This window comes from Silvimonas amylolytica, from assembly GCF_014645555.1.
Lineage (GTDB): Bacteria > Pseudomonadota > Gammaproteobacteria > Burkholderiales > Chitinibacteraceae > Silvimonas > Silvimonas amylolytica.
In genome coordinates this window covers 217,236-241,452 of the sequence record NZ_BMLY01000002.1, presented here as the reverse complement: position 1 = coordinate 241,452, position 24,217 = coordinate 217,236, and the positions used below count along the sequence as shown (strand labels likewise).

The window sequence follows — 24,217 nt, the reverse complement described above, 5'->3', positions numbered from 1 at the left end:
TACTGGCCTGGCGCACGGGTGGCCTTTATGATGATGCATCCTTTCTGATCGAGATGAACCATGTCCAACGCCGATATCCAGCGCCTGCGCCCCACTGTCCAATGGTCTGACGCCACTGCCTTCAACGGCATCGTTCACTTTGTGGAAGTCCCGGAAAGCGGCAAGACCTTTGCCGAGCAGACCGAGGCCCTGCTGGCGCAGGCGGAACGGACACTGGCTGCGATGAACTCGGACAAAAGCCGCTTGCTGATGGCCATGATTTATTTGCCGGATTTAACCAACCGCGCTGAGTTCAACAAGATCTGGCAAGCCTGGTTGCCAGAAGGTAGCGCACCTTCACGCGCATGTGTGAAGGCTGAGCTGGCTTCGCCGGATGATTTGCTGGAGATCGTGTTTACGGCGGCGGCACGGCCCGCAAAGTAAGGGCGAAGCAGTGCGGGATGAGGGGCCCACGTGTCAGGCGTTCGCCAGCGATTGACTCTTCCCGTCGCCAGGCCGGCTTCCGGCCTGCATCACCCCTTCACCCGCGCATGTAGTTCGCCAATCGCGTAGCGGTGCGCCATCTTTTCCAGGCTCAGGGGTTTGATCTTTTGGGCTTGCCCGGCAGCGCCAAACGCTTCATAGCGCGCGATGCATACATTGCGCATGGCATCGACAGACTGTTTGAGGTACTTGCGCGGGTCGATCTCAGCGGGGTTCTGGCCGAAGGCGCGGCGGATGGCCCCGGTCGCAGCGAGGCGCAGGTCGGTGTCGATGTTGACCTTGCGTACCCCATGGCGGATGCCCTCGACAATCTCGGCCACCGGTACACCCCAGGTTTCGGGGAGTTCGCCGCCATACTCGTTGATCAGCTTGAGCCATTCTTGCGGCACCGATGAACTGCCGTGCATCACGAGGTGGGTATTGGGTAGCCGGGCGTGGATTTGCCGGATACGCTCGATCGCCAGCGTGTCACCTGTGGGCGGGTGAGAAAACTTGTATGCCCCATGACTGGTCCCAATGGCAATCGCCAGGGCATCGACTTCCGTGGCTTGCACAAAAGCGGCGGCTTCTTCCGGGTCGGTCAGCATCTGGCTGTGATCCAGTTTACCTACCGCGCCGATACCGTCTTCTTCGCCGGCCATACCGGTTTCCAGGCTGCCCAGAACGCCGAGTTCACCTTCGACCGACACGCCGCACGAGTGCGCGAAGGCGACGACGTTGCGGGTGATGCCGACGTTGTATTCGTACGTTGCCGGGGTCTTGCCGTCTTCAGCCAGCGAGCCATCCATCATGACTGATGAAAACCCCAGCTGGATGGCACGTAAACACACGCCGGAACTGGTGCCGTGATCCTGATGCATGACCAGCGGCAAATGGGGAAACTCTTCCAGCGCGGCCAACATCAGGTGACGCAGAAATGGCGCTCCAGCATACGCCCGCGCACCAGCAGAGGCCTGCACAATGACGGGGCTGCCGGTACGATCAGCGGCTTCCATGATCGCGCGTATCTGTTCCATGTTGTTGATGTTGAACGCGGGCACGCCGTAACCCTGTTCAGCGGCGTGATCCAGTAGCTGGCGTAACGAAACCAGAGCCATGTGACCTCCACGTCAAGGTGCGGGTGCGGCAGGTGTTTCCAGGTGGTACTGCACCAGCCGGGCCACTTCGTTGCGTGACCCGAGGATGACTGCCACGCGTTGATGCAGTGCTTGCGGTTGCACTTGCAGGATGGGTTCACGCCCGGTACTGGCTGCGCCACCGGCTTGTTCGACAATGAACGACATCGGATTGGCTTCATACATCAGCCGCAACTTGCCTGGGCGCGTCGGGTCCCGGTTGTCTTTAGGGTAAAGGAACACGCCGCCCCGGATCAGGATGCGGTGAATCTCGGCCACCATCGAGGCCACCCAGCGCATATTGAAGGCCTCTCCGCGCGGGCCAGTTACGCCAGCCAGGCATTCGTCGATATACCGGATGACCGGCGCCTCCCACATGCGGGCATTGGATGCATTGATGGCAAATTCACGGGTGTCAGGGCTGATCGTCAGACCGGGGTGCGTCAAAATGAACTCGCCGGTTTCTTCATCCAGCGTAAAACCGTTGACCCCATGACCGGTGGTGACCACCAGCATGGTGGCCGGTCCATAGAGTGCGTAACCGGCGGCCACTTGCATGACGCCAGGCTGGAGGAAATCCGCATCCTCGACCTCACCCTCGGTCTGCGGGCGTTCGAGAATCGAGAAAATACTGCCGACCGAGACATTCACATCCAGATTGGATGACCCATCAAGCGGATCGAACACCAGCAAATAGCGCCCCTGGCGGTACTGAGTGGGAATCCTGTAGATATCCGCCATTTCCTCCGAAGCCATGGCGGCCACCTGACCACCCCATTCAGTCCAGCGAATCATTAGTTCATTGGCGATCAGATCAAGTTTTTGCTGGTTTTCGCCCTGGATATTGTCGGTGCCGGTATAGCCCAGCGTGTCCGACAAAGGACCACGGGCCACCGCCGCGCTGATGACCTTGCAGGCGGTTGCCACCTGGCCGAGCAAGACGCCCAGGTCTGTTTGAGGGGAGTCCGCGAACTCGCCGGTGTTGAACTCGGAAAAACTGGTGCCCATATGCGCTTTACCGGGCGGGTTACCGGTGCTGGAGCCGGTGGGGGCAGGGGCTTGTTCGGCTAGTACGGTACGGTGTGCCATGCGTTTACTCCGTTGCCTGATCGCCGCGCGCACGATGTGCCGCGCCCGGGGTTGCCGCAGATGCGCCATGGCGCAGGGCGGCGGTGTAAATCTGCATTAGCGCATCACTTTGCAGCGAAGCACTGCCAACCAGCGCGCCATCCACATCTGGTAGCGCAAACAACTGCATGGCGTTCTCAGCGTTGACGCTGCCGCCATACAACACGGTCATGCTGTTGCCTGCTATTGGGTCCCGGGTGGCAAAACGCCCCCGGATATACCGGTGGGCCGCTTCGACGGTATCCGGCTGCGCCGCGACACCGGTGCCGATTGCCCAGACGGGCTCATACGCAATGATCAACCGGCGCCAGTCCGGCAACGCCAGGAGTGTGCCCAACTGGTGTTGCAAAACAACTTCGGTCTGCCCGGTTTGATGTTGTACCCAGCTTTCGCCCACACACACGATCGGCGTTATACCCGCTTCCAGGCAAGCTTGTGCTTTGGCGGCGATCATGTGATCGGTTTCATGATAGTGCCGCCGCCGCTCAGAGTGCCCCACAATGGCGTAACGGCAACCCAGATCTGCCAGCATGCCGGCCGACCACTCACCTGTCAGTGCGCCGCTGTGGGCATCGGCCACGTTCTGCGCGCAGCATTGCACATCGGTGTTGGCGGCCAGGCGGGCTACTTCTCCCAGATAGGGCGCCGGCGGGCACAGTACCAGCGCGGTGTCTGGCTGGGCGATGCTGGCCATGGCGGGTACCATCTCGCGACACAGTGCCAGGCTGCCGTGCATTTTCCAGTTGCCTACGACCATCCTGACCCGCGTGGGCACACGCGCCTGGTCAGGCGCGGTCAGCGGGGTGGTGTGCACGGCGCGGGCAAACAGGCTCATGGCGCGGGCTCTTGTACCGCCCGCCGCGTGGCGGGCGTTTGTTTTGCTTTGGCGTGGTACGCGGTTAACCAGCGCTCCAGTGCGGTTTCTTCGCCGGGTTTGAGATGCAGCCGGAGCTTGCTGCGCCGCCAGACGATATCCTCTGCGGTCTGTGCCCACTCGACTTCAACCAGATAGCGGGCTTCACGTTCATACAAGCCCGGCACGATGCATTCCCCCAGATCGCCCAGCGAACGCGCTTGATCCAGTAAAACATGAATGCGCGTGCCATAGGCACGGGCATAACGCTGCAATAACGGCGCTGGCAACCAGGGGTATTGCCGCGCCAGCCCGCTGGCAAATGCATGAAAATCTGCCTTCGGGATATCACCACCGGGTAAAGGTGCGCTGGCGGTCCAGGTTGGACGATGATTGTCCAGTCGAGGACCAATCAGATCGACCACTTGTTCAGAGAGCTTGCGGTAGGTGGTGATCTTGCCGCCGAAGATGGATACCAGCGGAGGGCCTTTTTCATCCAGTTCCAGCGTGTAATCGCGGGTGACGGCGGAGGCATTGGTGGCCTGGTCTTTGACCAGTGGGCGCACGCCAGACATGGTTGCGACGACATCCGCCGGGGTGATTTCTTTGGCGAAGTACCGGTTCACCATGCGACACAGGTAATCCGTCTCTGCAGTATCGATCTTCACCTTGCCAGGGTCGCCCCGGAAATCCACATCGGTGGTGCCAATCAATGTGAAATCATCCTCAAACGGAATGGCAAAGATGATGCGGTTGTCCGGGTTCTGGAAAAGATACGCATAAGGGTGATTGAACAGCCTGGGCACGATGATGTGACTGCCCTTGACCAACCGCACTGAATGACGCGGTGTCACTTCCAGCACATCGCCCAACAATCGGTTCACCCACGGTCCGGCCGCGTTGATCACGCCACGCGCAAACACCAGCTGATGCTGGTTGTCCGGAGTACGCAGGGTCACCCGCCAGGAACAGTTTTCCCGCGCGGCGGCGACTACGGCGGTGCGCGTCAGGATCGTGGCGCCACGTTCGGCGGCATCCAGTGCATTGAGCACCACGAGGCGCGCATCCTGAACCCAGCCATCCGAATACACAAACCCACGCTGAAAACCAGGCCGTAACACGGCACCACAGATATGTGTAGTCAGGTCTATGGCTTCTGCGCTTTGCAAGACCTGGCGACGGGCCAGATGGTCATACAGAAAGAGTCCGAGGCGGATCATCCACACCGGGCGCAGTTCTGGCGCATGTGGCATCACAAAACGCAGCGGGGAAATGATGTGTGGCGCAGAGCGCAGTAGCACTTCGCGCTCTTGCAAGGCTTTGCGCACAAGGCCGAACTGGTGGTGCTCCAGATAGCGCAGCCCGCCATGAATGAGTTTGGTGCTGGCCGACGAGGTATGCGCAGCCAGATCGTCCTGCTCACACAAAAGCACGGACAGGCCACGCCCGGCGGCATCTCGCGCTATACCGGCGCCATTAATGCCGCCGCCAATCACCAGCAAGTCATAAATCAGCTTGTCCAAGGTCGCACCTTGTTTGCGGGTTCATGAAACCTGGGCGGCTGCGCGTCAGATGCCTTGCCGGTGCTACTGTGCGCGATCTGGCCAGCCGCTCACGTTCTTTGTTCTATGAATTCAGGCTAGGCGTAAAAGCGGCCTTGAACAATATTTGATGGTGCGAGTGGCGGAGCAGGTGTGGGGTAGCTGCAACGGGTTGAATACACAGGGCTTTGCGCTGGGGGTCCTGACAGGTTTTGCAATTGGTTCTGGACCGGACGGCGCTTTGGGATTGCACGCTTGACCCTGTCATACTTGAGCCCGGCGGCCCGCCTGGGCGGGATTCCCGCAGCACCGCCCGGTACCTTCACCCATGCTTATCGATCATTGGCCCATGCAATGCTCGCCCGCACGGCCCGCTGCCACCCTGCGACACGGCTCGCCACGTCATTGCCCGCCATGGCTGGCGTAAAGCGGTGGTCCAGTTGCCATTGACCAGCCACGTCGGCGAGGTCGTGCCAATATCCCACTGCCAGACCGGCCAGGTAGGCCGCACCCAGGGCGGTGGTCTCGGTGATGCGTGGCCGAACAACGTCGATGCCCAGGATATCTGATTGGAATTGCAGCAACAGGTTGTTCACCGTGGCGCCACCGTCGACGCGCAGCTCGGGCATGGGCACGCCGGCATCGGCTTCCATGGCGCGAACGACATCCATGGTTTGCCAGGCAATGCTTTCCAGTGCGGCGCGGGCAATATGGCCAGCGCTGGTGCCCAGGGTGGCACCAAAGAGGGCGCCGCGGGCATCCTGATTCCAGTGTGGCGCGCCCAGTCCGGCAAAGGCGGGCACCAGATACAGGCCATCGGTATCGGGCACGCTGCGCGCCAGGGTGTCTATTTCAGCAGAATTGCGGATCAACTGCAGGCCATCGCGCAGCCACTTCACGACGGCACCGCCGCTGAAAATGCTGCCTTCCAGGGCGTATTGCACCTTGCCATTGACCTGCCATGCCACGGTGCTGAGCAGATTGTTGCGGGAGGCGATGGGGGCGTCGCCGGTATTCATCATCAGAAAACAGCCGGTGCCATAGGTATTCTTGACCATGCCCGGTTGCGTGCATTGCTGGCCAAACAGCGCAGATTGCTGATCCCCGGCAATGCCGGCCACGGGGATTGCGCCACCCAACAGGTTGTCGACCGTGTGGCCGTAGATTTCGCTGGATGAACCCACGCGCGGCAGCATGCTGGCCGGGATATCAAACAACCGCAGCAGGTCGTCATCCCATGCCAGGGTATTGATGTTGAACAGCATGGTGCGCGAGGCATTGGAGACATCGGTGACATGCACGGCACCCTGGGTGAAATGCCACACCAGCCAGCTATCAACGGTGCCAAAGGCCAGCTTGCCGGCCTGGGCTTTCTCTCGGGTACCCGGGACGTTTTGCAGAATCCAGCGGATTTTGCTGGCAGAAAAATACGCATCAATGGGCAAGCCGGTTTTTTCCCGGATCAACGCCTCATGACCGCTGTGCTTGAGTTCATCGCAAAAGCCGGCAGTGCGCCGGTCTTGCCAGACAATGGCGTGGTACACCGGCTGACCGGTTTCACGATCCCACACAATGGTGGTTTCGCGTTGATTGGTGATGCCAATGGCGGCGATATCTTTGCCACTCAGACCAGCAGAGGCCACCGCCTCGGCGGCCACACCCGCTTGCGTGCCCCAGATTTCACGCGGGTCGTGCTCCACCCAGCCCGGTTGTGGGTAGAACTGGCGGAATTCTTTCTGCGCCAGCGAGACGATATTGCCGGTGCGATCAAACACAATCGCGCGCGAACTCGTCGTACCTTGATCCAGCGCGAGGATATATCGGGATGACATGAAACTCTCCATGGACCGCGTTACCGGGTGGCGCGCGGGTTTGGAGCACTATAGAGGCTTGTGGGCGCCTCCTGCCAGTCGCAGCGCTTTTAGCGCCGGAATCCCTTTTTGCCAGCGGGCTGTCGGCGACCTGCCGGCTTTTGACCTTTACGGCCCCCGTGCCCGTGGCGATGCTTCATGTTCTGGCTTTGCAGCATCTGGTCAATCTTCTCAGAGGTCGATTGCATCAGCGACTGGGCCATGTCTTCATGCGGGAAGGTATCGGGCATGCGATAACCCAACCAGGCGTAGGCGGCGTAGAGCTTGCAGGTGTCTTCCAGGTATTGCAGTTCGTTGCGGCCCATCATGCCTTCCATACGCAGCAGGGGCGCGGGTTTCTTCTGGCTGCGCAGGCCGGCCCAGTCTTTCAGCGCACGTTCCAGCATGGGAATCCGCGTGGAGATCGGGCACAGACTGAACATGTAGCGGTCTTCCAGCGACAAGGGCAAGACGTCCAGCCATTTGGCTTTTTCCATCTGGTCAGTCAGGTTGGCGGGCAGGAAGAATTCATCATGCACATTGATGTGCTGGGTGAAGAGTTCCAGCAGGGTAAACAGTTTGAGTTGCCCGCTGGCGGCAGAGATTTGCTGCAGATAGTCCAGGTTGGGGGCGACAAAGAAGCCGGTGGCCGGCAGGGGTTCGACCTTCTGGCGCAGCAAGGTGGCAATAATCTTGTGGGTGGCGGCATCCAGCCCGGCGACAAAACCGGTTTCGTGCGCGCCAAAGCGTCCTGCCCGACCGGCGATTTGCTTGGCGAGTGCGGCGCTGATGGTGCCTTCGGAGACTCCGTCGAACTTGTTGGCGGTGGTGAAGATGACCCGACGCGCCGGGGTATTCAGACCCATGCCGATCGCATCAGTGCCCACGACGATTTTGGTTTCACCCTCAACAAAACGCTCGGCCTGCGCCGCACGTACTTCCGGAGAGAGGTTGCCGTAAATGGCAGAAACGGGGAAACCCCGTTCAATGACCTGATCGCGCCAGCTCAAGACATCGCGCCGTGAAAATGCGATCAACACATCGCCTGCTTGCAGGTTATGCAATGAACCCAGTGGCTGGCGTTCCATTTCCAGTGGTGATTTGCGTTCGAGCTTGCGTACTTCCAGCGTACCGCCAACCCGCGTGACCAGTGCCTCAATGGCCTCTTCAGCTTCCAGCGCGCCGAGCAGATAAACCGTCATGGCGGGTACGCCACAGACAGCGGCCGTCCAGGCTGCGCCGCGATCCGGGTCTTCCAGTAACTGGATTTCATCGATCACTGCGACATCGACGGCGCGATTCGGGTTGAGCATTTCTACCGTACTGGCGACGTGGGTCGCATCCGGATGCAGCTTGCGTTGCTCGCCGGTGACAAGGCTGACCGCCACGCCCGCCTCCAGCAGGCGGTTGTAGTTTTCCAGCGCCAACAAACGCAGTGGCGCCAGATACACGCCGCTGTGCGCACGGGTCAGGTGTTCCATGGCGGTGTGGGTTTTGCCAGAGTTGGTCGGGCCCAGAATGGCAATGAAATGGCGCGGCATTTTCTGCGCCAGAGTGAAGGATTCCGGGTAGAGCGAGAGGTTGACCGCATCGCGCGTCTTGCTGGCTTGATGTTCTTGCGTGCGGTTGTCACGCAGCGCTTCAATCCGTTCCAGCGCCACTTTGCAGCGCAGGCGTGCGAGCTCGTAGCGGGCCTGGAAGGCGTTGAAGGCGCTACCTGGATCAAGTTCGTGTTCGGTGGCAATACGCGCAATTTTCAGCGCACATTGCCGCAATTCGCTTTCCAGCTCAGCGCGGCTGGCAGCGTTCCAGCGTTCTTGCAGCAGCGAAAGACGCGCTTCGGGGCTTAACTTGCGCCATTTGGCGACCTTTCCGAGAAAACCGGCGTCAGGTACCAGGTGATAGGGCACCACGCGCTTGTTGATGACGATCTCGCCGTGGACCGATACCGCATAGCTGCCTTCCACTGTAATCAGGCTGGCCTGGCTGGCGCTCAGATAATCATCAAGGGCGGATGTGTCATTGGTATCAAGCAAGGTGTCGGTCATGTGTGGCGCGCAAGAAGAGTATGGACATGATTGTAAAGCCTTGCTGCTGCGGTGCGGCAACCATGACTAGCCCTGGGCGATACGCGTGTCGTCTGGCGACGTGGTACGGGCAGGGCTCATAGCATGCCGATGGCAAATTTACCCTCGCATTCAGAAGTTTCCGATATTTATGTCTCTGATGCATATAGAGAATGTGGCGCTTATCGATTCTTCTGCATGATTGTGAGAACGGCCATGAGCAACAACTGCTTCCATTGTTTGAACAAACCCGGCGTCAACGTAATGGACTGTGACCAAACCCGGACACTGACTCCGGTAGGTGATGGACGCTGGGTGATTGCCGGTAGCTGCAACGGGGGCGTCGAGTTGTATCGGGAAGAAGTGATGGGTGAAGACGTCGCGGTAATCGGTTACGCCGTCGAATAAAGCCGGCTGGAGCCGCGGGCGCCCGCCATTGCCGACGCTGGCTAGTGATGGACTAGCCAATTGACCCGGTCCGCCGACAACAGATAGTGCACCAGTACCGCTGCAGCAAGCAGCAGTGCCAGTACCGGCATGTCCGCCAGCGCCAGTGCGATCACCGCTGCCGCGAATATCGCTAGCTCCAGGATCAATCGGATGGCTCCAGGCACTGGCACGGGTGCGTCGCCATGCCGGCTGCGATCTCCCGGCACTGCAAACATGCCCCAAATGGTGGCAACGAGGGCGGGGGTCAGTACGCAGAACGCCAGTCGGTCCATGCCGGTATGCGTTTGCCATCCCCACCACGCCAGTCCGGCCAGTGCGGCCACTTCCAGTATAAAGCGCACAAACAGGTTGATTGGATGAAAGCCCATATGCCTCCCGCGATGACAGGCCTTGTGAGGTGGACCTGGCGACTGACGCGCCGCCCCTTGCTCTTATATTGGCTCTGCCTTTGCCTCAGGGCAAACTGGCCGTGGGCTCTGACTTCTGGCCGAGGCCCGGTCTACCCGGCGGGGTAAAAACAGTACGGCGTGATTGCGGCCGATAGTCGCAACGGTTATACATTTTGCATAAAACCCGCCAGGATCAAATCACACCGTGACACGCGATCATTTGCCCGGACTACTCAGCGCCCTTGGGGGCTATGTCGATACAGCCGGTTTCCTGGCTTTGCAGGGGTTGTTTACTGCTCATGTCACCGGCAACTTTGTGACACTGGGTGCCGCGTTGGCATTTGGATCATCGGGCGTGATCACCAAATTGCTGGCGCTGCCGGTGTTTTGCATTGTGGTGGCGCTGGTGCGGTTGGCTGCAGCGGCCTTGAACACCAGACCCGACGGCGGCGTGACTGTGCTGTTATTTACCCAGACCCTGCTGCTGGCGCTAGGTGGGCTGTTTGCCATGGTGCTGGGGCCATTCACCAACGGGGATCACTGGACCGCCATGCTGACCGGGTTGACGCTGGTCGCCGCGATGGCCATCCAGAATGGCGTGCATCGCATTCATTTGCCCACCGCCCCACCGACCACGCTGATGACGGGCAGTACCACGCAGATTGTCATTGATGCGGTCGATTTGTGGCGTGGCCTGCCAGAAGATCTGGCCAACCAGGCGCGTACCCGTTTGAAGAAAATGGGCACGGCGGTGCTGGCTTTTGCCCTGGGTTGCGCTGCCGCCGCGCTGTTGTTTCATTGGTGGGGGCGCGTCTGCCTGTTGCTGCCGCCCTTCTTGTCGCTGGCGGGTGTCTGGCTGGCACGCCGGCCGGCTGACGGCTAGCGGATGAATTGTTTGTGACAGGCCTCACAGCGCCGTCAACGCCGACGGCGCGGCTGGCGTTCTGGCAGGTAGGAATACTTGCCGGTATGTCCGGCCTACCTATCAGCGGAGCGCAATCATGCGGTCGGTTGTTGCAGGGCTTACTGTCTGGGGATTATCCGTGCTGCTGTACGCTGCCAGCGATGGTTCTGGCCTGGTACAGGCATGCAGTGCTGACTATCAGTCATTTTGCCAGGACGTCAAACCGGGTGGTGGTCGCGTCGTGGCTTGTTTGCGCAAGCATCTGGCGGAGTTGACCAACAGTTGCCGCGATACCTTGCGCGATATAGGGCCGATCACGGGCGACACGCCGCGCCAGTCACTCCCTGCACCCGTGTCGGCCGCGCCTGGTTCGGTTTTGCGTGACGTGAGCTACGGTGCAGATCCAGCCCAGAAACTTGATGTTTATATTCCGGATCACCCCGACCATGCCGCCATTATGTTCATGGCGCACGGTGGCGGGTGGGAGTTCGGGGACAAGGGTGCGCAAAACGTAGTAGAGCCCAAAGCCAGCTATTGGCGCGCCCGCCAGGTCATCTTTATCTCTGCCAATTACCGGATGTTGCCCCAGGCTGCACCGGTGGATCAGGCTGCAGATCTTGCTCGGGCCATTGCTTATGTACAGGCCCATGCCCAAGCCTGGGGCGGTGATCCGGCGCGCGTGGTGCTGATGGGGCATTCGGCAGGTGCCCATCTTGTATCGCTGATTACAGTGGATGAGGGCATTGCCAGGTCCGCCGGTGTCCAGCCATGGCTGGGTACGGTTGCGCTGGATAGCGCCGCCATGGATGTCCCCGCGCTGATGCAGTCACGCCACTTGCCCTTGTACGACCGCGCTTTTGGCAAAGACCCGGCTGGCTGGGCTGCGGTGTCGCCCTATCAGCAACTCAAAGCCAGACCGGTACCCATGTTGTTGATTTGCTCCACAGAGCGCGCGACATCCTGCGACAGCGCTGAACGCATGGCGGCGAAAATTGCCCAGTTGGGCGGCAAGGTGACGATCAAACCGCTGGCACGCTCGCATATGCAGATCAATGCTGAAGTCGGGGCCGACAACGAGGAAACCACGACGATTGACACCTTTCTGCACACGCTGGGCGTAGGGTGAAAGCCCTTACACGGGGTAATCCAGGACCAGGATATCGGCCAGTGCCGGCTTCAGTTTGGCAACAAATGCCTGATGCACCGGGTGCGGGAGATAGGCATCGCGGGCCGCAGCGTCTACAAACGTAAAATTGAAAATGTGGGTCAATCCTTTGGCCAGAGGCTCCGGACTTTCATCCAGCCCCCACTCAAATGCACTGATACCGCCAATTTTTGTGGCCAGCGCCGCAAATTCCTGCTCAAGCGCGTTGCGCGCGTCAGCGGTGATTTCGTCTTTGAAGCGCAATAAAACCAGGTGACGCAGTGCCATGGAGTCCTTCCTTGATCGGGGAGTAATGTGATCGGCAATTGCCGGGCGTGATTGTCAAATCGGCCCGCATTGGCACAAATCAACCCGCAGGCTGCCGGGATGAGCAAGGTGCTGTTTATTTGTAGTTGTGATCAATAGCGCCGTCCCGTCGCAGAACAAATCTGGCACAAGACCCCCGGCATGGACCCACCTTCTGCCAGGACACCGCCCAGGTGTCCCGCTGCGCGTAAGCGTTGAATACATTCGCTGGGCCGACCTGATTTTTGTGATGAAAGCCAGACACCAGGTCCGTCTCCAGGCTGACTACGCTGCGGTACTCGCGCGCTAACGTCCTGGCGATCATCGGCCCGGTTGCCGTCAACAACAAAGCCACCATTGCGGCGGCTTTGTTGTTGTGTGGCACAACTTAACTGCACGCGCCCAGGTCTTGCCAAGGCCCGTATTGGCCGCTTTGGCCAGGGTTGTCCCCCTGAGTCCACCATTTGTTTTGATAGTTGTGGCCCTGATAGCTCACCGTCTGGCCTGCATTGGCGTAGACGGTGCTGCTATTCCACGGCGTGCCGCAGGCGCTGGCTGCTGCTGGCGCCGTGGCGGGTGTCGCCGCAGGCGCGGGCGTGGCCACCGGGGACGGTGCTGGCGTCGGGGCAGGGGTTGGTGACGGCGCAGGCGTAGGGGTGGCCACGATGGCGGTGAACGGCTGCTCGGTGGTACCGACCGCGCCTTCGATGTGCCCTGCAAATTCCCGTGCAAACAAAGTATCGCCGCTCAATGTCACCAGGTAGTCGTACCAGTCGGCGTGGGTGGGGAAACTCTGACCCGTGCTCTGACCTGCTGGCACGGTCACCGTCCACACCTGGCCACCCGCGCCACCGGCCGGGGCATTGCGACGGGTCACGGTGAAGGTCGCGGAAATATTGGCGGTATTGCTGAAGGTCAGTGCAATCGGGGTACCGGCAGTGCTGATCGTGATGGTGACTTCCGGCTCGGGCTGATTCTGCCAGGCCGTGGCAGAGATATTGCCAGCGAAGCGGCGGTAGAAACGGTTAGGGCCATACACGCTGAGATCGTACTTGCCGCCGCCGTAGGTGTTGACGCTGAAATAGTCAGACGATTGCACGCCCGTACCCGTAACCTGATAACGCCATGGCCCGTCGGTGCGGTAAGCGTTGACGTAGGCCGACATCATCACGTCCTGCGGGCCTTGATTGGTCATGTAGATCCAGTAGCGGCCGGCGCTGCGGTCTGCGCCACCCCAGGCATTCAGCTGATACGGTTGGACTCGCGCCAGGCGTGGGCCAGTTTCCTGGGTGGGCGGTGTGGTCGTTGCGATCGGGGTCGCTGCTGGCAAATTCTTGCATTCATTGGCGGCATTCGCGGCCTGCGCGGCGGTGTCTGGGAGCGTCGGGAAGGCGTAATCGCTTGCAGTGAAGTTGAACGTGCTGGTCAGATCACCGCAGATTTTGCGGCGCCAGGCACTGATATTGGGCTCCTGCACGCCCGTCCAGGCTTCAAGGAAACGCAGGGTGGAGGTGTGATCGAACACTTCACTGGCCACATAACCGCCTTTTGACCAGGGCGAAATCACCAACGCCGGAATCCGTCCGCCAAGGCCAATCGGCACACCGGAGACAAATTCGTCGGTTGTGCCGGTGGGGGCGACCGGCGCAATGGCATGGTCAAAGAATCCGCCGTTTTCGTCGTACACCAGAAAAAACACGGTCTTTTGCCATACCGCCGGGTTGCTCACGAGGGCGGTGAGGTACTGGTTCACATAGTTGGCGCCGGGGTTGGGGCCGTAATCCGGGTGTTCAGACAGAGAGGCTGGGGCGATGACCCAAGAGACTGCTGGCAACTGGTCGTTCGCGACATCCGCCGCAAACTGGGCGGGTGTGCGGCGCTGCATGCCGTTGGTATAGAGCGGCGAGGAGGTGCCGGCATTCTTGAAGTTATTGAACCAGGCCAGCGCGTTATCGTCGAAATTGTCTTGTTCCTGATAGACGCGCCAGCTGATGCCCGCGGCTTGCAAGCGCTCTGCGTAGGTCGTCCAGGTGTAGCCTTTCTCGCTATTGTCAGTGACCGGGCCGCCATTCTTGCCTTGTGGGTCGATCGTGCCCGACATCAAATACAGCCGGTTGGGGTTGGTTGGGCCCATCACCGAGTGAAAATAGTGATCGCACACGGTGAAATTATCGGCCAGCGCGTAATGCCACGGGATGTCCTGGCGGTTGAAGTAGCCCATGGAAAGGCCGCCTTTGGCTGCGTACCACTTATCCAGTTTGCCGTTATCCCAACCTGTATGGCCGGTGGACCAGTCGTGTGCTACATCAGCCGCGCATTCGGCCGCAGTGGTTTTCAGATTGTGGTGAAACGGACATTGGATGACGCTGCCGTTTTTCTGATAGAACACATTGGCAACGCCATTGGCGGCGTTTTGCAATAACGGGTGGTTATCGCCAAAACCGGAGACCCCGTTGAGCGACCCAAAGTAATGGTCAAACGAGCGGTTTTCCTGGGAGAAAATCACCACGTGGGCGATGGAGCCCAGTGTCCCCGTGGCCGCAGGCGCCGCCAGTACCCGCTGCAGACCGCCAGGTAACACTGTGCCGGCCAGCGCAGCGGCTGCGCCTTTCATGAAACGCCGGCGATTAAAACCATCAAACTGCTGATCCATTGTCTCGTCTCCATGCTGTTATTTGAGCTGCCGGTATGCGGCGTGCCGCAACGGTAGGGAGACAGATTTGCAGTTTTGTGACCGAAAAAACCCTTAAAAACCGACACATAGAGGGTATTTCGGGTATGGATCACTTATCGCGGGCAAGCGTGATAGCGCTGTTTTTTGCTAGACGTATAGATGAATGACACGCAAATTGATTGCGCCGATTGTCGTCGACCGGTGGCGGCGAGGAGCGCTGAAAGGCAAGGACACGGAGCACGCACGCCACACGCAGAAACGGTGGGCACCCCACCGTTTCCAGTCGATGTGGGGCATGATCAAACTGTCAGTACATCCAGGGCAGGCTCACATACTGGCTACCCATATTGGTCAGTTGCCCTGGCCCGGCTAGCAGATTGATATAAACCGGATTGCCAGTGACGCGATCGGTATACCAGGCGTAGCGGAACACGTCGCTGCGCGTTTCCAGCGTCTTGACCATGTCGGCCTGCTGCGTCAGCGCCTTGGCTTCGGTATCGATCTGCAACCCGTCATTGGCTGTGTGGAAGTTGTCGAACTCAGTCACCCAGATTTGCTTGCCGTATTTATCCAGTCGGTCGAGCGCGTCGGCCAGGCCGTAGTCGTACCAGTGGAAAGCCAGGAAATCCATTTGCGGGTTGCGGTGATATAGCGCGTAGTAGTCGGCGATGAAACTATCCAGCCAATCCACCGGATCGCTGTAATGCAGCATATTACCCATGGTCATGGCCGGCCCGACCAGCTTGACGCCAGTCTGCCTGGCAATGGCCTCAAACCGCGGCCAGACCACCACCGCTTGCCACGGGCTCATATTGGCTTGCTTGGTTTTATTGGGTTCGTTGATCACCAGTAGATATTTCACGGTGGGGTTGGCCAGCAGCCAGTTGATGACATCCTGATCGACGAAATCTCCCGTCTTGATCATCGGGATGAATTCCATGTTGTACGCCGCGATGTAATCGGCGGGCACATTGGCGTTGGGTTTCAGGCTCCAGTTGTACCACCAGCTAATGCCGTTGGAGACCACGGGCAGATCGGCCGGGTAGGCGCCCAGATCGCCTGCAATACCGCGTTTGGTGCTTTTGCTGGTGCCAGAGGGAACCGGGGTGACGCTGGAAGGGGTCAGGCTGTTGGTGCTGCGGGCCATGCTGGAGGAGTCGGAGCTGCTGTCATCGCCACCACCGCACGCATAGAGTCCGGCTGTAGCGACAAAAAGAATGAGCCAGCGTAATCGGTGGGGGTCTTCGTGCTGAGAGAGGCCGTGCATGATGTGTTCTCCTGTATTGCACTGACCCGGCGGACAGGGTGCGGCGGAACACGGGGCAAACCTGGCGGACCAGTACAGAGTGGGCGGCGCCTTGACGAAGGCTCCACTAAAATAGACCAAGGCGCAGGAACTCGCGTTCGGCGGGTTCCTGCCGCAGGTCCATTCTTGCGGACAGACGTCAGCCTTGTGCCGGGGTGCTGCCAGACCGGCTTTTTGCGCCTGTCAGAGCTACCAGGGCTGGATCAGGTATTTGCTCCCCAGATCGGAGAGCACGCCCGTGCCGGTCAGCAGGCTGTCAAAGTGCGGGTCCGGACTGATGCGCCCGGTGAACCAGGCATAGCGAAATACGTCCGGGCGCGTTTCGCAGGTGTTGACCATATCGGCCATCTGGGCTTCTTGCTTGGCCAGGGTGTCAATCTGGGCACCATCGGTTTGCGAATGCCAATTGGCAAACTCGGTCACCCAGAACGGTTTGCCGTACTTGGTCAACCGGTCCAGCTGACCAGACAAACCATAGTCATACCAATGGAAGGCCAGGTAGTCGATCTGCGGATCACGGTTGTTGTTGGCAGCGTGATACGCGGCATAGAAGGCATCCAGCCAGACTACCGGGTCGCTGTAACCCGAGAGCGTGCCCCAGTTCATGGCCGGCCCGACCAGTTTCACGCCAGTTGCCGCAGAGATGGCTTCATACCGCGGCCATAACGTGGCCGCCGCTGCAGGCGTCATATTGGCCTGATCGACGAGGTTGGGTTCGTTGAGTACCAGCAGATATTTGATGGCGGGGTTGGCTTTCAGATAGGTAATGACGTCGGCGTCGACGAAATTATCGTTCCAGAGCATGGGGACGAAATCCATACCCGCCGACGTCTGCGCATTCGCTGGCAGCCCGCTGTTGGGCTTCAGCCCCCAGTTGTACCACCAACTGACGCCGGGCGAGAGCGCGGCCAGGTCCTGACTGTTGGCCACATCGTAGGCGATGCCGCGTTTGAAGCTTTTGGTTGCAGCGGCCGGCGTTGGCGTCGGCGTGGCCGTGGCGGGCGCGCTGACCTGGCTACTACTGTCACCGCCGCCGCCGCCGCAGGCAGCTAGCGTGAGCGCGGCGCAAAGTACTGCAAGCCCCAGGAGAGATCGGGTCGGGTGGTCAGGCACCAGCTTCATGAATAAATCCCCGCGCATTCAAGCGTTTCCGCCGTATCTGGCGTTGTTGAAAACGATTGCAAATTCGCGGCGATGCTAAAGCTGCCGTGGGTCTGTAGCAATCATTAGCCAATGTGTTGTCGGTGTGGCATGACAGGCGGTTGATCGCGGCGGGATAGACACAAAAACATACAAACCGGTATGTCTTACCGATAGCAGGTAATCGTGACCATAGCGTGTTCAAGGTTATTGGCAATGACCGTTTGCTCGACCGGCTGGTTCGCTTCGGCGATCAGCGGTTCGACGCTGTTTGCCTTCAGAAACTGGGTGATCTCTGAACCCTTGATGGCCGGGCTGCTCTGCGCATTGGGCGTCACCTCGATCACATGCGAGGCGGTATCCGTATTGGTATTGAACGAAACCAGCCCGATCAGGTGACCGGCCTGATCCAGAATGGGCCCGCCTTTGGCACCAGCCATTATGTTTCCGGTGACGCCAAATACATGCGGATCCGCACCGCTGCTTTTTACTTGTACTTTCGCCGTGTGGAGTACCGCGCGGTCACCTGTTTCTGCGGGCGAAAGAAACCCGCCGACAAAGACGCTCTCGCCGGCATGTGCTTCATCTTTGCGAAATTTGACCATGGAACCACTGCTGCCATAGTCCCGAATCAATGCCAGATCGCTTTCTCCGCTCAACGCCACCTGCATGGCCATGCGGTTGTTGTCGATCATGACCCGGCTGCAGTCGTGAACCAGATGCTTGCTGGTGACAATCATGTTTGTGGCAACCCGGAAACCACTGCCAGCGGCAGAGGCCGGCGCACGAGTCTGAACCGTCACCGTGCTGGTCTGTAAAGTTCGCCAGCTGCCATAGCGGCTGAATGTCGTAACCTGGCGTGTAGACCTTACTGTGGAACTTTGCGCGCCTTTGTTTTCAGATACCTGATTGGGTGCGTTCGGGTCTACGTCGGTAAACGTGATATTTCCGTTGGCGTCCCTGGTTTTATAGATCTCAGCCTGCGCGGGAAGCGCAAGACAGAGCAGCAAGGCAAAGCTGGAAGCGCGCAGAATCATTTCTTTGAGTTTGGCAATTAAAGGCTGCGCCATCCTCGCAAATGGTAAGTTTTGCGTCAATTTCAGAGATACACGGCGTTGTTTTCCATACACGCGGATACATTAACTCTGCAGGCCTCTTGCCGCTCTGATCGTAGCGACCAGCGCCTGAGGTTGCGCAGGTGTGATGACGAGCGTGCGCTGCGGCAGTTCGAGGATCACAGCGCATTGCAGATCGGTGGCGTAAAGCCGGTATTGACCCAGCATCTTGTTGCGATACAGACCCGAAAACGAATACAGCCCGCTATTCCCGCGCAGCCGTATTGAGCCCTCGCAAGCCGCTGGGTCCAGCCGGGCCGATCGCAAACCGGAAAGGCGGATGCGGGTGGAAAAGCAGGGTCGCTCTATCACCAGGGCGTCGCCTTCGATGCGGTAGGCACGAATGATGTATGCCGCGCTGGTCAGCAAGACCAGCAGTGGCAGTCCAGCCAGCCCGGCGAGTGCCGGATTGATGCGAGGTGTATTGCCGAGCACGTGATACAACACGCAGGCGCCAGCGCCGAGCGCGATGGTACAAGCTGCGGACGTGAGCTTGAGCGTGGTTGGCCACGGTGCAGCAGCAAAGCGCATTGCGGGCTCCGGTGGGATGACATGGTCAGCATACGCTGCTGACTTGCACGGTTCTCAGGGTGGATTGGCCGAATGTCTCGTTTAACAAACGTCCAGCGGGCAAAGGCTACCCACGCCAGGGAGCAGCAAGTACGCTTGAATGTGTCATGACAACATCGCCCAAGCGCTTGAAGCGACGGGTAAAACCGGCAATGACCGGACAAGGAGGATGGATGGATACTCAGAATCAGGCCGCAGCGACGGTCGTCGTCGACAATGAATGGCGGCGCTGGATAGCCGAGAACTTGCTGTTGGGCAGCAACCCGAATGATCTTTTGCAAGTCATGGTCGCGGGCGGTATTGCGCCGGACATGGCGGTCACGGAGCTTCAGGCGGCTCAGCAGAGCCCCTATCTGGCCGGTGCACAGCGTTTAAAGAACCGCCTGGCCAAGCGCGACTGGGTACTGGACAACCTGCGCCGCCTGGAGCACCTGCGTGCGGCGGAAATCCCGCGGCGGCATCGGTTGGGTACGCGCGAATTCTTTGATGAGTTCTATACCGCCGGGCGGCCGGTCATTATCACCGGCATGATGGATCGCTGGCCGGCCATGAATAAATGGAGCCTTGATTACTTTGCCAGCCGTTGTGGCAATGCCGAGGTCCAGGTGCAGTTTGGCCGGAATAGTAACCAGCACTATGAGCTCGATAAAAAGCGCCATGAAAAAACCATGCGCTTCGCCGAGTACGTGAACCTGGTGCGCGCCCAAAGCCCGACCAACGATTTCTACATGACGGCCTACAACGACTCGCGCAATCGCGCTGCGCTGGCTGAACTGTGGAACGACGTCCTGCCGCTACCCGAATACCTGGACCCGTCCTCCCAGGATAGCGGATTTTTGTGGTTTGGCCCGGCGGGTACCATCACGCCGTTCCATCATGATCTGACCAACAATTTCATGGCGCAGATCATTGGCCGTAAACGCATTGTGCTGGTTCCAGCGACGGAAATCGCCAGCATGTACAACCACGAGCACTGCTTTACCTATGTCGATGCGCGCAATATTGATCTGCAGCGGTTCCCGGAAATGCGCCGTGTCCGCCCACTGGAATGCACGCTCAACCCGGGTGAAATCCTGTTCCTGCCGGTGGGGTGCTGGCACTTCGTAGAAGGGCTGGAAGTCTCCGTCACGATGTCGTTTATCAATTTCCGCTGGCAAAACGACTTCACGAGTTCATACCCGGCCGATCGCGCGTTCTGACGTGTTGCTTTGGGTGGCCGTTACGCCGTGATGGTGACGGCTACCCGCGCATAAAATCTGCATCATGATTGATACGGATCGCCGATACTGATGACAACGGCTTGAATTTTCGGTGGATCGTCGCCACCGTTAGCAGACCCATCCAGGAGTGACGCTGTCATGGCTGTATCGATGTATCGCCTTTCCATCCCGGTGTTCCAGCGTGGTCTGCAGGTCCTGGCAGGTTATCTGGACAAAGCCGATGCCCATGCCAAAGCCGCCGGAGTGCCCCCTGAAGTGCTCGTCCATGCACGCATCGCAACAGACATGTTGCCGTTGGCCGGGCAGATTCAGCGCGCCTCTGACACGTCCAAAAATGCCATTGGCCGTCTGGTTGGCATTGAAGTGCCCCGTTTCCCGGATTGCGAGACCACGTTTGGCGAGTTGAAAAACCGCATCCTGAAAACGCAGGCATTTTTTGACACCATCACGCCGCAACAGCTTGATGGCACGCATACGCGGGAAGTAACGCTGGATTTTTCAACCATCAAAACCACGTTTACCGGCGACGAATACCTGATGACGTTTGTGCTCCCGAATTTCTATTTCCACATCGCCACTGCACACGCAATCTTGCGGCAGCATGGGCTGGATGTCGGGAAGCTGGATTATCTGGGGCCTTACGGGGAGTAATCCCCACAGTGGGGCGTCATTTGCCAGCCTTCTCGGTCGCAAAATAAACCAGTGCCAGCACCGGCAAGGCAAGCCCCAGCGCACTGGCCCAAACCCAACCTCCGTGTGCATAGGCCCAGCCTCCCAATGCGGAGGTAACCGCACCCGCTGCGAAAAACGTCGCCATGTATAAACCATTGAGACGGCTGCGCGCGTGCGCGCCCAGAGCGAAGATGGCACGTTGGCCGAGCACGACATTCGCTTGCACGCCAAAGTCGATCATGATTGCCGCGACGACCAGCAAACCCAGTGCCAGCAAGGAGCCTTCCGGCGCCAGGTGAGTGAGCAGCCACGCCACAACGGCAACGATCATGGCGATGGCCGTGGCGGGGCGGCTCCAGCCTTTGTCGGCGACGCGGCCCGCGATCGGGGCAGCGATGGCACCAGCGACACCGGCCAGCGCAAACAAGGCAATGCCGCGCTGGGTCAGGTGATAGGTGCCTGCCAACAGCAGTGGCGAGGTGGTCCAGAACACGCTAAAAGTGCCAAACATGCAGGCTTGATACAAAGCACGGCGGCGCAGAATGGGTGTATTCAGGGCCAGATGCGCCATGGAAGACAATAACTCGCGGTACGAGAGGGCGTGAGTTGGCTGGCGTTGCGGCAGTTTGCTGCGCAATACAAACCCCAACGCCACCATGGCAACGGCCGAGAGGATAAACACCACATGCCAGGAACTCAGCGCTGTAATAAAGCTGGAGACCGGCCTGGCTAACATCACGCCCAGCATCAAGCCGCTCATGACATTCCCGACCACACGCCCCCGGCGGGCTTCTGGCGCCAGATGGGCCGCGTAAGGCACCAGAATCTGCACCGCCACCGAGCCAAGCCCGATGAATAATGCGGCGGTCAGAAAAGGGAGCGGGGCGGGCGCAAAGGCAGCCGCCAGCAAAGACACCGCCGCCAGCCCCACCATCATCAGCACCAGCCGCTGGTTTTCAAAGAGATCACCCAGTGGCACGACCAGAATCAACCCTGCACCGTAGCCAATCTGCGTCATGGTCACGATCAAACCGGCCGCGCTGACAGGCAGACCCAGCGCTGCGCTGATCGGGCCAATCAGGGGTTGCGCGTAATAGATGTTGGCCACGATCAAGCCGCAGGATACGGCCAGCAAGGTGATCAGCCCGCCGGAGATGCCGGCATGGTCAGAGACTTGTGCGACCGGGTTTTGGGGTTGGTTCATGGATTATCCGGAGAACAGGCGCAGTTGGAGATCAATGGCGTGATAATAGGGAATGATCATTTCCTATTCCAATGTCATTGGATGAATGGCCGCATCAATCCAGCGAAAGCGCATGAAAAAACCACCCGTCGTGAATCGCTCGGGTGGTTTGATGAAGTGGTGAGACTCAGAGGTGATTCAGCACCATCGTCCAGATCCGGTCCAGTATCAGTGCCCCAAATACCCAGGCCAGATAGCGGATGGAATACAGAAACAATCCGCGTGCCACTGCCTCATCGGCCGTGCGGTAGAGCTTGATTGATCGCCACAGAAACCCGCTGTTGAACCACACGGCAATGGCCAGATACACCCAGCCACTCATGCCGATCACAAAGGGCAGAAGTGCCACGGCGTAGAGCATCACGGCATAGAGGACGATGGTCTGGCGGGTGTACGCCGGGCCGTGGGTGACAGGCAGCATGGGCAGCCCGGCTTTTTGGTAGTCCAGTTGCCGGTATAGGGCCAGGGCCCAGAAATGGGGCGGTGTCCAGGTGTAGATCAGCAGGAATAACACGGTGGCTTCGGCCGGAACACTGCCGGTGACGGCCGCCCAGCCCAGCACGGGCGGCATGGCGCCCGCTGCACCGCCAATCACAATGTTTTGCGGTGTCGCGGGTTTCAGCCAGCGCGTGTAGATGACCGCATAGCCAAAGAAGGTGCCCAGGGTCAGCCACATGGCCAGCGCGTTGGCAAAAGTTTGCAGCAGCGCCAGACCACCCAGCGTCATGATCGTGGCGTAAAGGCCAGCTTCCAGGGGCGTGAGCGTGCCTTTGACCAGCGGCCTGCGTTCGGTCCGGCGCATGACGGCATCACGATCCCGTTCCACAAGGCAATTGACCGCCGCTGCGCCCATGGCGACCAATGCAATCCCCAGCAAAGAGAAGATGACATTGGGTAACGCCGACCACTGCGGTGTCGCCATCAAGGCGCCCGCCGCTGCGCAGAAAACAATCAGGCTGACGACCTTGGGCTTGCCCAGCCGCCAGAGCTCAACGGCCCGTGAAGACGTGGTGAGTGTTTGTGTAGACATGGAAGATTCTCGGTGCGCGGCTACGGGCTAGCACGGACGTCAGACAAAACAGCAGGAAAGCCGCGCCACCGTTGTGCAACACGGCCAGCGGCAGGGGCAAAGAGAGCAACACATTGGCGATGCCCAGGCCCACCTGCACGACCAGCGCAGCCAGTAACAACAGCGCGGTATTGCGGTTGGTCAGCCACAAACGCAGGGCCAGCCAGATCGTCGTGAGGGTCACTACCAGCGCACCTGCGCGATGCAGCCAGTGAATGGCGGCCAGATGACTGATCGGCAGAGGCATGCCATCGCTGGTCAGGCCCAGCTGGCGGTCAACCCGCAACATGTCCATCAGGCCATCAGGTGGCGCAAAGCTGCCGCGGCAGGCCGGGAAGCCTGCACAGGCCAGACCTGCGTAATTGCTGGAAACCAGCCCGCCCAGGATCAACTGGCATAACACCGCTACCAGCGCTATCCATGCCAAAGTACGGTTGGCATGATCGATATGCAGTTTGGGCAAGGTGCCGCGCAGGGCAATCGCCGAGAGCAGTGCCAGCATGGTCATGCCGCCCAGCAAATGCGCGGTGACCACGGCGGGCATGAGCTTGAGGGTGACGGTCCACATGCCCAGCAGCGCCTGCAGCACAATGACCAGCAACGGGGCGAAAACCAGCGGCGTGGGCAGATCAAACCGCTGGCGCTGGCGGTAGAGCGCGGTGGTAAGCGCCACCACAATCAGTACCAGGCCCCCAGCCGCATAACGGTGGATCATCTCCTTCCAGCCTTTGTCGGGCTCGACGGTGGTACCAAAGGTGGCAGCCGCATGGGCGATCTCATGCGCGGCCTGGGGTACGGTCAGGTGGCCATAACAACCGGGCCAGTCCGGGCAGCCCAGCCCGGCATCAGACAAACGAACAAACGAACCCAGCATGACCAGACCAAAGGTCCAGATCACGGCCAGCCAGGCAAGGTAACGCAAACGGGATTGCCGCACTCTATTTCTCCCCTCGCATCAGATCCGCGGACTGAACCAGTT

Annotated in this window: 22 protein-coding genes; 6 read left to right on the top strand and 16 right to left on the bottom strand. The window is 59.6% G+C overall.

Translation table 11 applies throughout. The annotated features are described in order from the left end of the window. The first annotated feature begins 60 nt into the window (after positions 1-60). Positions 61-423, top strand: coding sequence for a RidA family protein (locus IEX44_RS07325; RefSeq protein ID WP_188691160.1), 363 nt, complete (start codon positions 61-63; stop codon positions 421-423). 89 nt (positions 424-512) lie between these two features. Here the strand turns inward: IEX44_RS07325 and fba are convergent, their stop codons facing one another. The 6 genes from fba to IEX44_RS07295 all read right to left on the bottom strand — a co-directional run bounded on the left by fba (position 513) and on the right by IEX44_RS07295 (position 9,018). Then, positions 513-1,580 carry a class II fructose-bisphosphate aldolase gene (fba, locus tag IEX44_RS07320; RefSeq protein ID WP_188691139.1) on the bottom strand — a complete coding sequence of 356 codons (1,068 nt, stop codon included), beginning with the start codon at positions 1,578-1,580 and terminating at the stop codon, positions 513-515. A 12-nt stretch (positions 1,581-1,592) separates the two neighbouring features. Beyond that, positions 1,593-2,606 (bottom strand): class 1 fructose-bisphosphatase, encoded by a 1,014-nt coding sequence (locus tag IEX44_RS07315; RefSeq protein WP_188692460.1) that lies wholly within the window; start codon positions 2,604-2,606, stop codon positions 1,593-1,595. A gap of 85 nt (positions 2,607-2,691) precedes the next feature. Further along, entirely contained in the window at positions 2,692-3,561 is an 870-nt protein-coding gene (tpiA, locus tag IEX44_RS07310; RefSeq protein ID WP_188691135.1) for a triose-phosphate isomerase, read from the bottom strand. Beyond that, on the bottom strand, positions 3,558-5,102 hold the full coding sequence (glpD, locus tag IEX44_RS07305) for a glycerol-3-phosphate dehydrogenase (RefSeq protein ID WP_188691132.1): 1,545 nt from the start codon (positions 5,100-5,102) through the stop codon (positions 3,558-3,560). Before glpD ends, tpiA begins: the two co-directional genes overlap by 4 nt. A gap of 350 nt (positions 5,103-5,452) precedes the next feature. After that, positions 5,453-6,952: a glycerol kinase GlpK gene (gene glpK, locus IEX44_RS07300; protein ID WP_188691128.1), complete on the bottom strand. Its 1,500-nt coding sequence runs from the start codon at positions 6,950-6,952 to the stop codon at positions 5,453-5,455. 89 nt (positions 6,953-7,041) lie between these two features. Next, positions 7,042-9,018, bottom strand: a complete 1,977-nt coding sequence (locus IEX44_RS07295; protein ID WP_188691125.1) for a helicase-related protein — start codon at positions 9,016-9,018, stop codon at positions 7,042-7,044. A 282-nt stretch (positions 9,019-9,300) separates the two neighbouring features. Between IEX44_RS07295 and IEX44_RS07290 the strand changes: the two genes are divergently transcribed. After that, positions 9,301-9,444 carry a hypothetical protein gene (locus IEX44_RS07290; RefSeq protein ID WP_188691121.1) on the top strand — a complete coding sequence of 48 codons (144 nt, stop codon included), beginning with the start codon at positions 9,301-9,303 and terminating at the stop codon, positions 9,442-9,444. Between the two features lie 41 nt (positions 9,445-9,485). Here IEX44_RS07290 and IEX44_RS07285 read toward each other — a convergent pair whose 3' ends face one another. After that, on the bottom strand, positions 9,486-9,854 hold the full coding sequence (locus IEX44_RS07285) for a YrdB family protein (RefSeq protein WP_188691117.1): 369 nt from the start codon (positions 9,852-9,854) through the stop codon (positions 9,486-9,488). A 226-nt stretch (positions 9,855-10,080) separates the two neighbouring features. On the opposite strand from IEX44_RS07285, the gene IEX44_RS07280 reads away from it, so the two are divergent. Both IEX44_RS07280 and IEX44_RS07275 read left to right on the top strand, forming a co-directional pair. Then, on the top strand, positions 10,081-10,758 hold the full coding sequence (locus IEX44_RS07280; RefSeq protein ID WP_188691114.1) for a YoaK family protein: 678 nt from the start codon (positions 10,081-10,083) through the stop codon (positions 10,756-10,758). A gap of 118 nt (positions 10,759-10,876) precedes the next feature. Continuing rightward, positions 10,877-11,905, top strand: coding sequence for an alpha/beta hydrolase fold domain-containing protein (locus tag IEX44_RS07275; RefSeq protein WP_188691112.1), 1,029 nt, complete (start codon positions 10,877-10,879; stop codon positions 11,903-11,905). A 6-nt stretch (positions 11,906-11,911) separates the two neighbouring features. Here the strand turns inward: IEX44_RS07275 and IEX44_RS07270 are convergent, their stop codons facing one another. The 6 genes from IEX44_RS07270 to IEX44_RS07245 all read right to left on the bottom strand — a co-directional run bounded on the left by IEX44_RS07270 (position 11,912) and on the right by IEX44_RS07245 (position 18,995). Beyond that, complete coding sequence (locus tag IEX44_RS07270; protein WP_188691108.1) at positions 11,912-12,211, bottom strand: Dabb family protein; 300 nt, start codon at positions 12,209-12,211, stop codon at positions 11,912-11,914. 406 nt (positions 12,212-12,617) lie between these two features. Continuing rightward, the gene (locus IEX44_RS07265; protein WP_188691105.1) at positions 12,618-14,882 is read right to left on the bottom strand and encodes a phosphocholine-specific phospholipase C; all 2,265 of its coding nucleotides are present in this window, start codon (positions 14,880-14,882) and stop codon (positions 12,618-12,620) included. 328 nt (positions 14,883-15,210) lie between these two features. Next, the gene (locus tag IEX44_RS07260) at positions 15,211-16,170 is read right to left on the bottom strand and encodes a glycosyl hydrolase (protein ID WP_188691102.1); all 960 of its coding nucleotides are present in this window, start codon (positions 16,168-16,170) and stop codon (positions 15,211-15,213) included. A 228-nt stretch (positions 16,171-16,398) separates the two neighbouring features. After that, entirely contained in the window at positions 16,399-17,331 is a 933-nt protein-coding gene (locus IEX44_RS07255; protein ID WP_188691099.1) for a glycoside hydrolase family protein, read from the bottom strand. Positions 17,332-17,516: 185 nt separating this feature from the next. Beyond that, complete coding sequence (locus tag IEX44_RS07250) at positions 17,517-18,419, bottom strand: trypsin-like peptidase domain-containing protein (RefSeq protein ID WP_188691094.1); 903 nt, start codon at positions 18,417-18,419, stop codon at positions 17,517-17,519. Between the two features lie 69 nt (positions 18,420-18,488). After that, positions 18,489-18,995, bottom strand: coding sequence for a PH domain-containing protein (locus tag IEX44_RS07245; RefSeq protein WP_188691090.1), 507 nt, complete (start codon positions 18,993-18,995; stop codon positions 18,489-18,491). Between the two features lie 212 nt (positions 18,996-19,207). Between IEX44_RS07245 and IEX44_RS07240 the strand changes: the two genes are divergently transcribed. Next, positions 19,208-20,233, top strand: a complete 1,026-nt coding sequence (locus IEX44_RS07240; RefSeq protein WP_188691087.1) for a cupin-like domain-containing protein — start codon at positions 19,208-19,210, stop codon at positions 20,231-20,233. Between the two features lie 159 nt (positions 20,234-20,392). Further along, the gene (locus IEX44_RS07235; protein WP_188691084.1) at positions 20,393-20,905 is read left to right on the top strand and encodes a DUF1993 domain-containing protein; all 513 of its coding nucleotides are present in this window, start codon (positions 20,393-20,395) and stop codon (positions 20,903-20,905) included. A 16-nt stretch (positions 20,906-20,921) separates the two neighbouring features. Here the strand turns inward: IEX44_RS07235 and IEX44_RS07230 are convergent, their stop codons facing one another. The 3 genes from IEX44_RS07230 to IEX44_RS07220 form a co-directional block, all read right to left on the bottom strand. After that, positions 20,922-22,130, bottom strand: coding sequence for an MFS transporter (locus IEX44_RS07230; protein ID WP_188691081.1), 1,209 nt, complete (start codon positions 22,128-22,130; stop codon positions 20,922-20,924). Positions 22,131-22,296: 166 nt separating this feature from the next. Continuing rightward, positions 22,297-23,199: a heme o synthase gene (gene cyoE / locus IEX44_RS07225; protein WP_188691077.1), complete on the bottom strand. Its 903-nt coding sequence runs from the start codon at positions 23,197-23,199 to the stop codon at positions 22,297-22,299. Further along, positions 23,159-24,175 carry a COX15/CtaA family protein gene (locus tag IEX44_RS07220; RefSeq protein WP_188691075.1) on the bottom strand — a complete coding sequence of 339 codons (1,017 nt, stop codon included), beginning with the start codon at positions 24,173-24,175 and terminating at the stop codon, positions 23,159-23,161. The genes cyoE and IEX44_RS07220 overlap by 41 nt, the downstream gene beginning before the upstream one ends. Positions 24,176-24,217 lie beyond the last annotated feature (42 nt).

Excerpts from the sequence above, each read along its gene's own strand:
- IEX44_RS07325 (WP_188691160.1), top strand. The coding sequence starts at position 61 with ATGTCCAACGCCGATATCCAGCGCCTGCGCCCCACTGTCCAATGGTCT.
- fba (WP_188691139.1), bottom strand. The coding sequence starts at position 1,580 with ATGGCTCTGGTTTCGTTACGCCAGCTACTGGATCACGCCGCTGAACAG.
- IEX44_RS07315 (WP_188692460.1), bottom strand. The coding sequence starts at position 2,606 with ATGGGCACCAGTTTTTCCGAGTTCAACACCGGCGAGTTCGCGGACTCC.
- tpiA (WP_188691135.1), bottom strand. The coding sequence starts at position 3,561 with ATGAGCCTGTTTGCCCGCGCCGTGCACACCACCCCGCTGACCGCGCCT.
- glpK (WP_188691128.1), bottom strand. The coding sequence starts at position 6,952 with ATGTCATCCCGATATATCCTCGCGCTGGATCAAGGTACGACGAGTTCG.
- IEX44_RS07295 (WP_188691125.1), bottom strand. The coding sequence starts at position 9,018 with ATGACCGACACCTTGCTTGATACCAATGACACATCCGCCCTTGATGAT.
- IEX44_RS07290 (WP_188691121.1), top strand. The coding sequence starts at position 9,301 with ATGGACTGTGACCAAACCCGGACACTGACTCCGGTAGGTGATGGACGC.
- IEX44_RS07285 (WP_188691117.1), bottom strand. The coding sequence starts at position 9,854 with ATGGGCTTTCATCCAATCAACCTGTTTGTGCGCTTTATACTGGAAGTG.
- IEX44_RS07275 (WP_188691112.1), top strand. The coding sequence starts at position 10,877 with ATGCGGTCGGTTGTTGCAGGGCTTACTGTCTGGGGATTATCCGTGCTG.
- IEX44_RS07270 (WP_188691108.1), bottom strand. The coding sequence starts at position 12,211 with ATGGCACTGCGTCACCTGGTTTTATTGCGCTTCAAAGACGAAATCACC.
- IEX44_RS07265 (WP_188691105.1), bottom strand. The coding sequence starts at position 14,882 with ATGGATCAGCAGTTTGATGGTTTTAATCGCCGGCGTTTCATGAAAGGC.
- IEX44_RS07260 (WP_188691102.1), bottom strand. The coding sequence starts at position 16,170 with ATGCACGGCCTCTCTCAGCACGAAGACCCCCACCGATTACGCTGGCTC.
- IEX44_RS07255 (WP_188691099.1), bottom strand. The coding sequence starts at position 17,331 with ATGAAGCTGGTGCCTGACCACCCGACCCGATCTCTCCTGGGGCTTGCA.
- IEX44_RS07250 (WP_188691094.1), bottom strand. The coding sequence starts at position 18,419 with ATGGCGCAGCCTTTAATTGCCAAACTCAAAGAAATGATTCTGCGCGCT.
- IEX44_RS07245 (WP_188691090.1), bottom strand. The coding sequence starts at position 18,995 with ATGCGCTTTGCTGCTGCACCGTGGCCAACCACGCTCAAGCTCACGTCC.
- IEX44_RS07240 (WP_188691087.1), top strand. The coding sequence starts at position 19,208 with ATGGATACTCAGAATCAGGCCGCAGCGACGGTCGTCGTCGACAATGAA.
- IEX44_RS07235 (WP_188691084.1), top strand. The coding sequence starts at position 20,393 with ATGGCTGTATCGATGTATCGCCTTTCCATCCCGGTGTTCCAGCGTGGT.
- IEX44_RS07230 (WP_188691081.1), bottom strand. The coding sequence starts at position 22,130 with ATGAACCAACCCCAAAACCCGGTCGCACAAGTCTCTGACCATGCCGGC.
- cyoE (WP_188691077.1), bottom strand. The coding sequence starts at position 23,199 with ATGTCTACACAAACACTCACCACGTCTTCACGGGCCGTTGAGCTCTGG.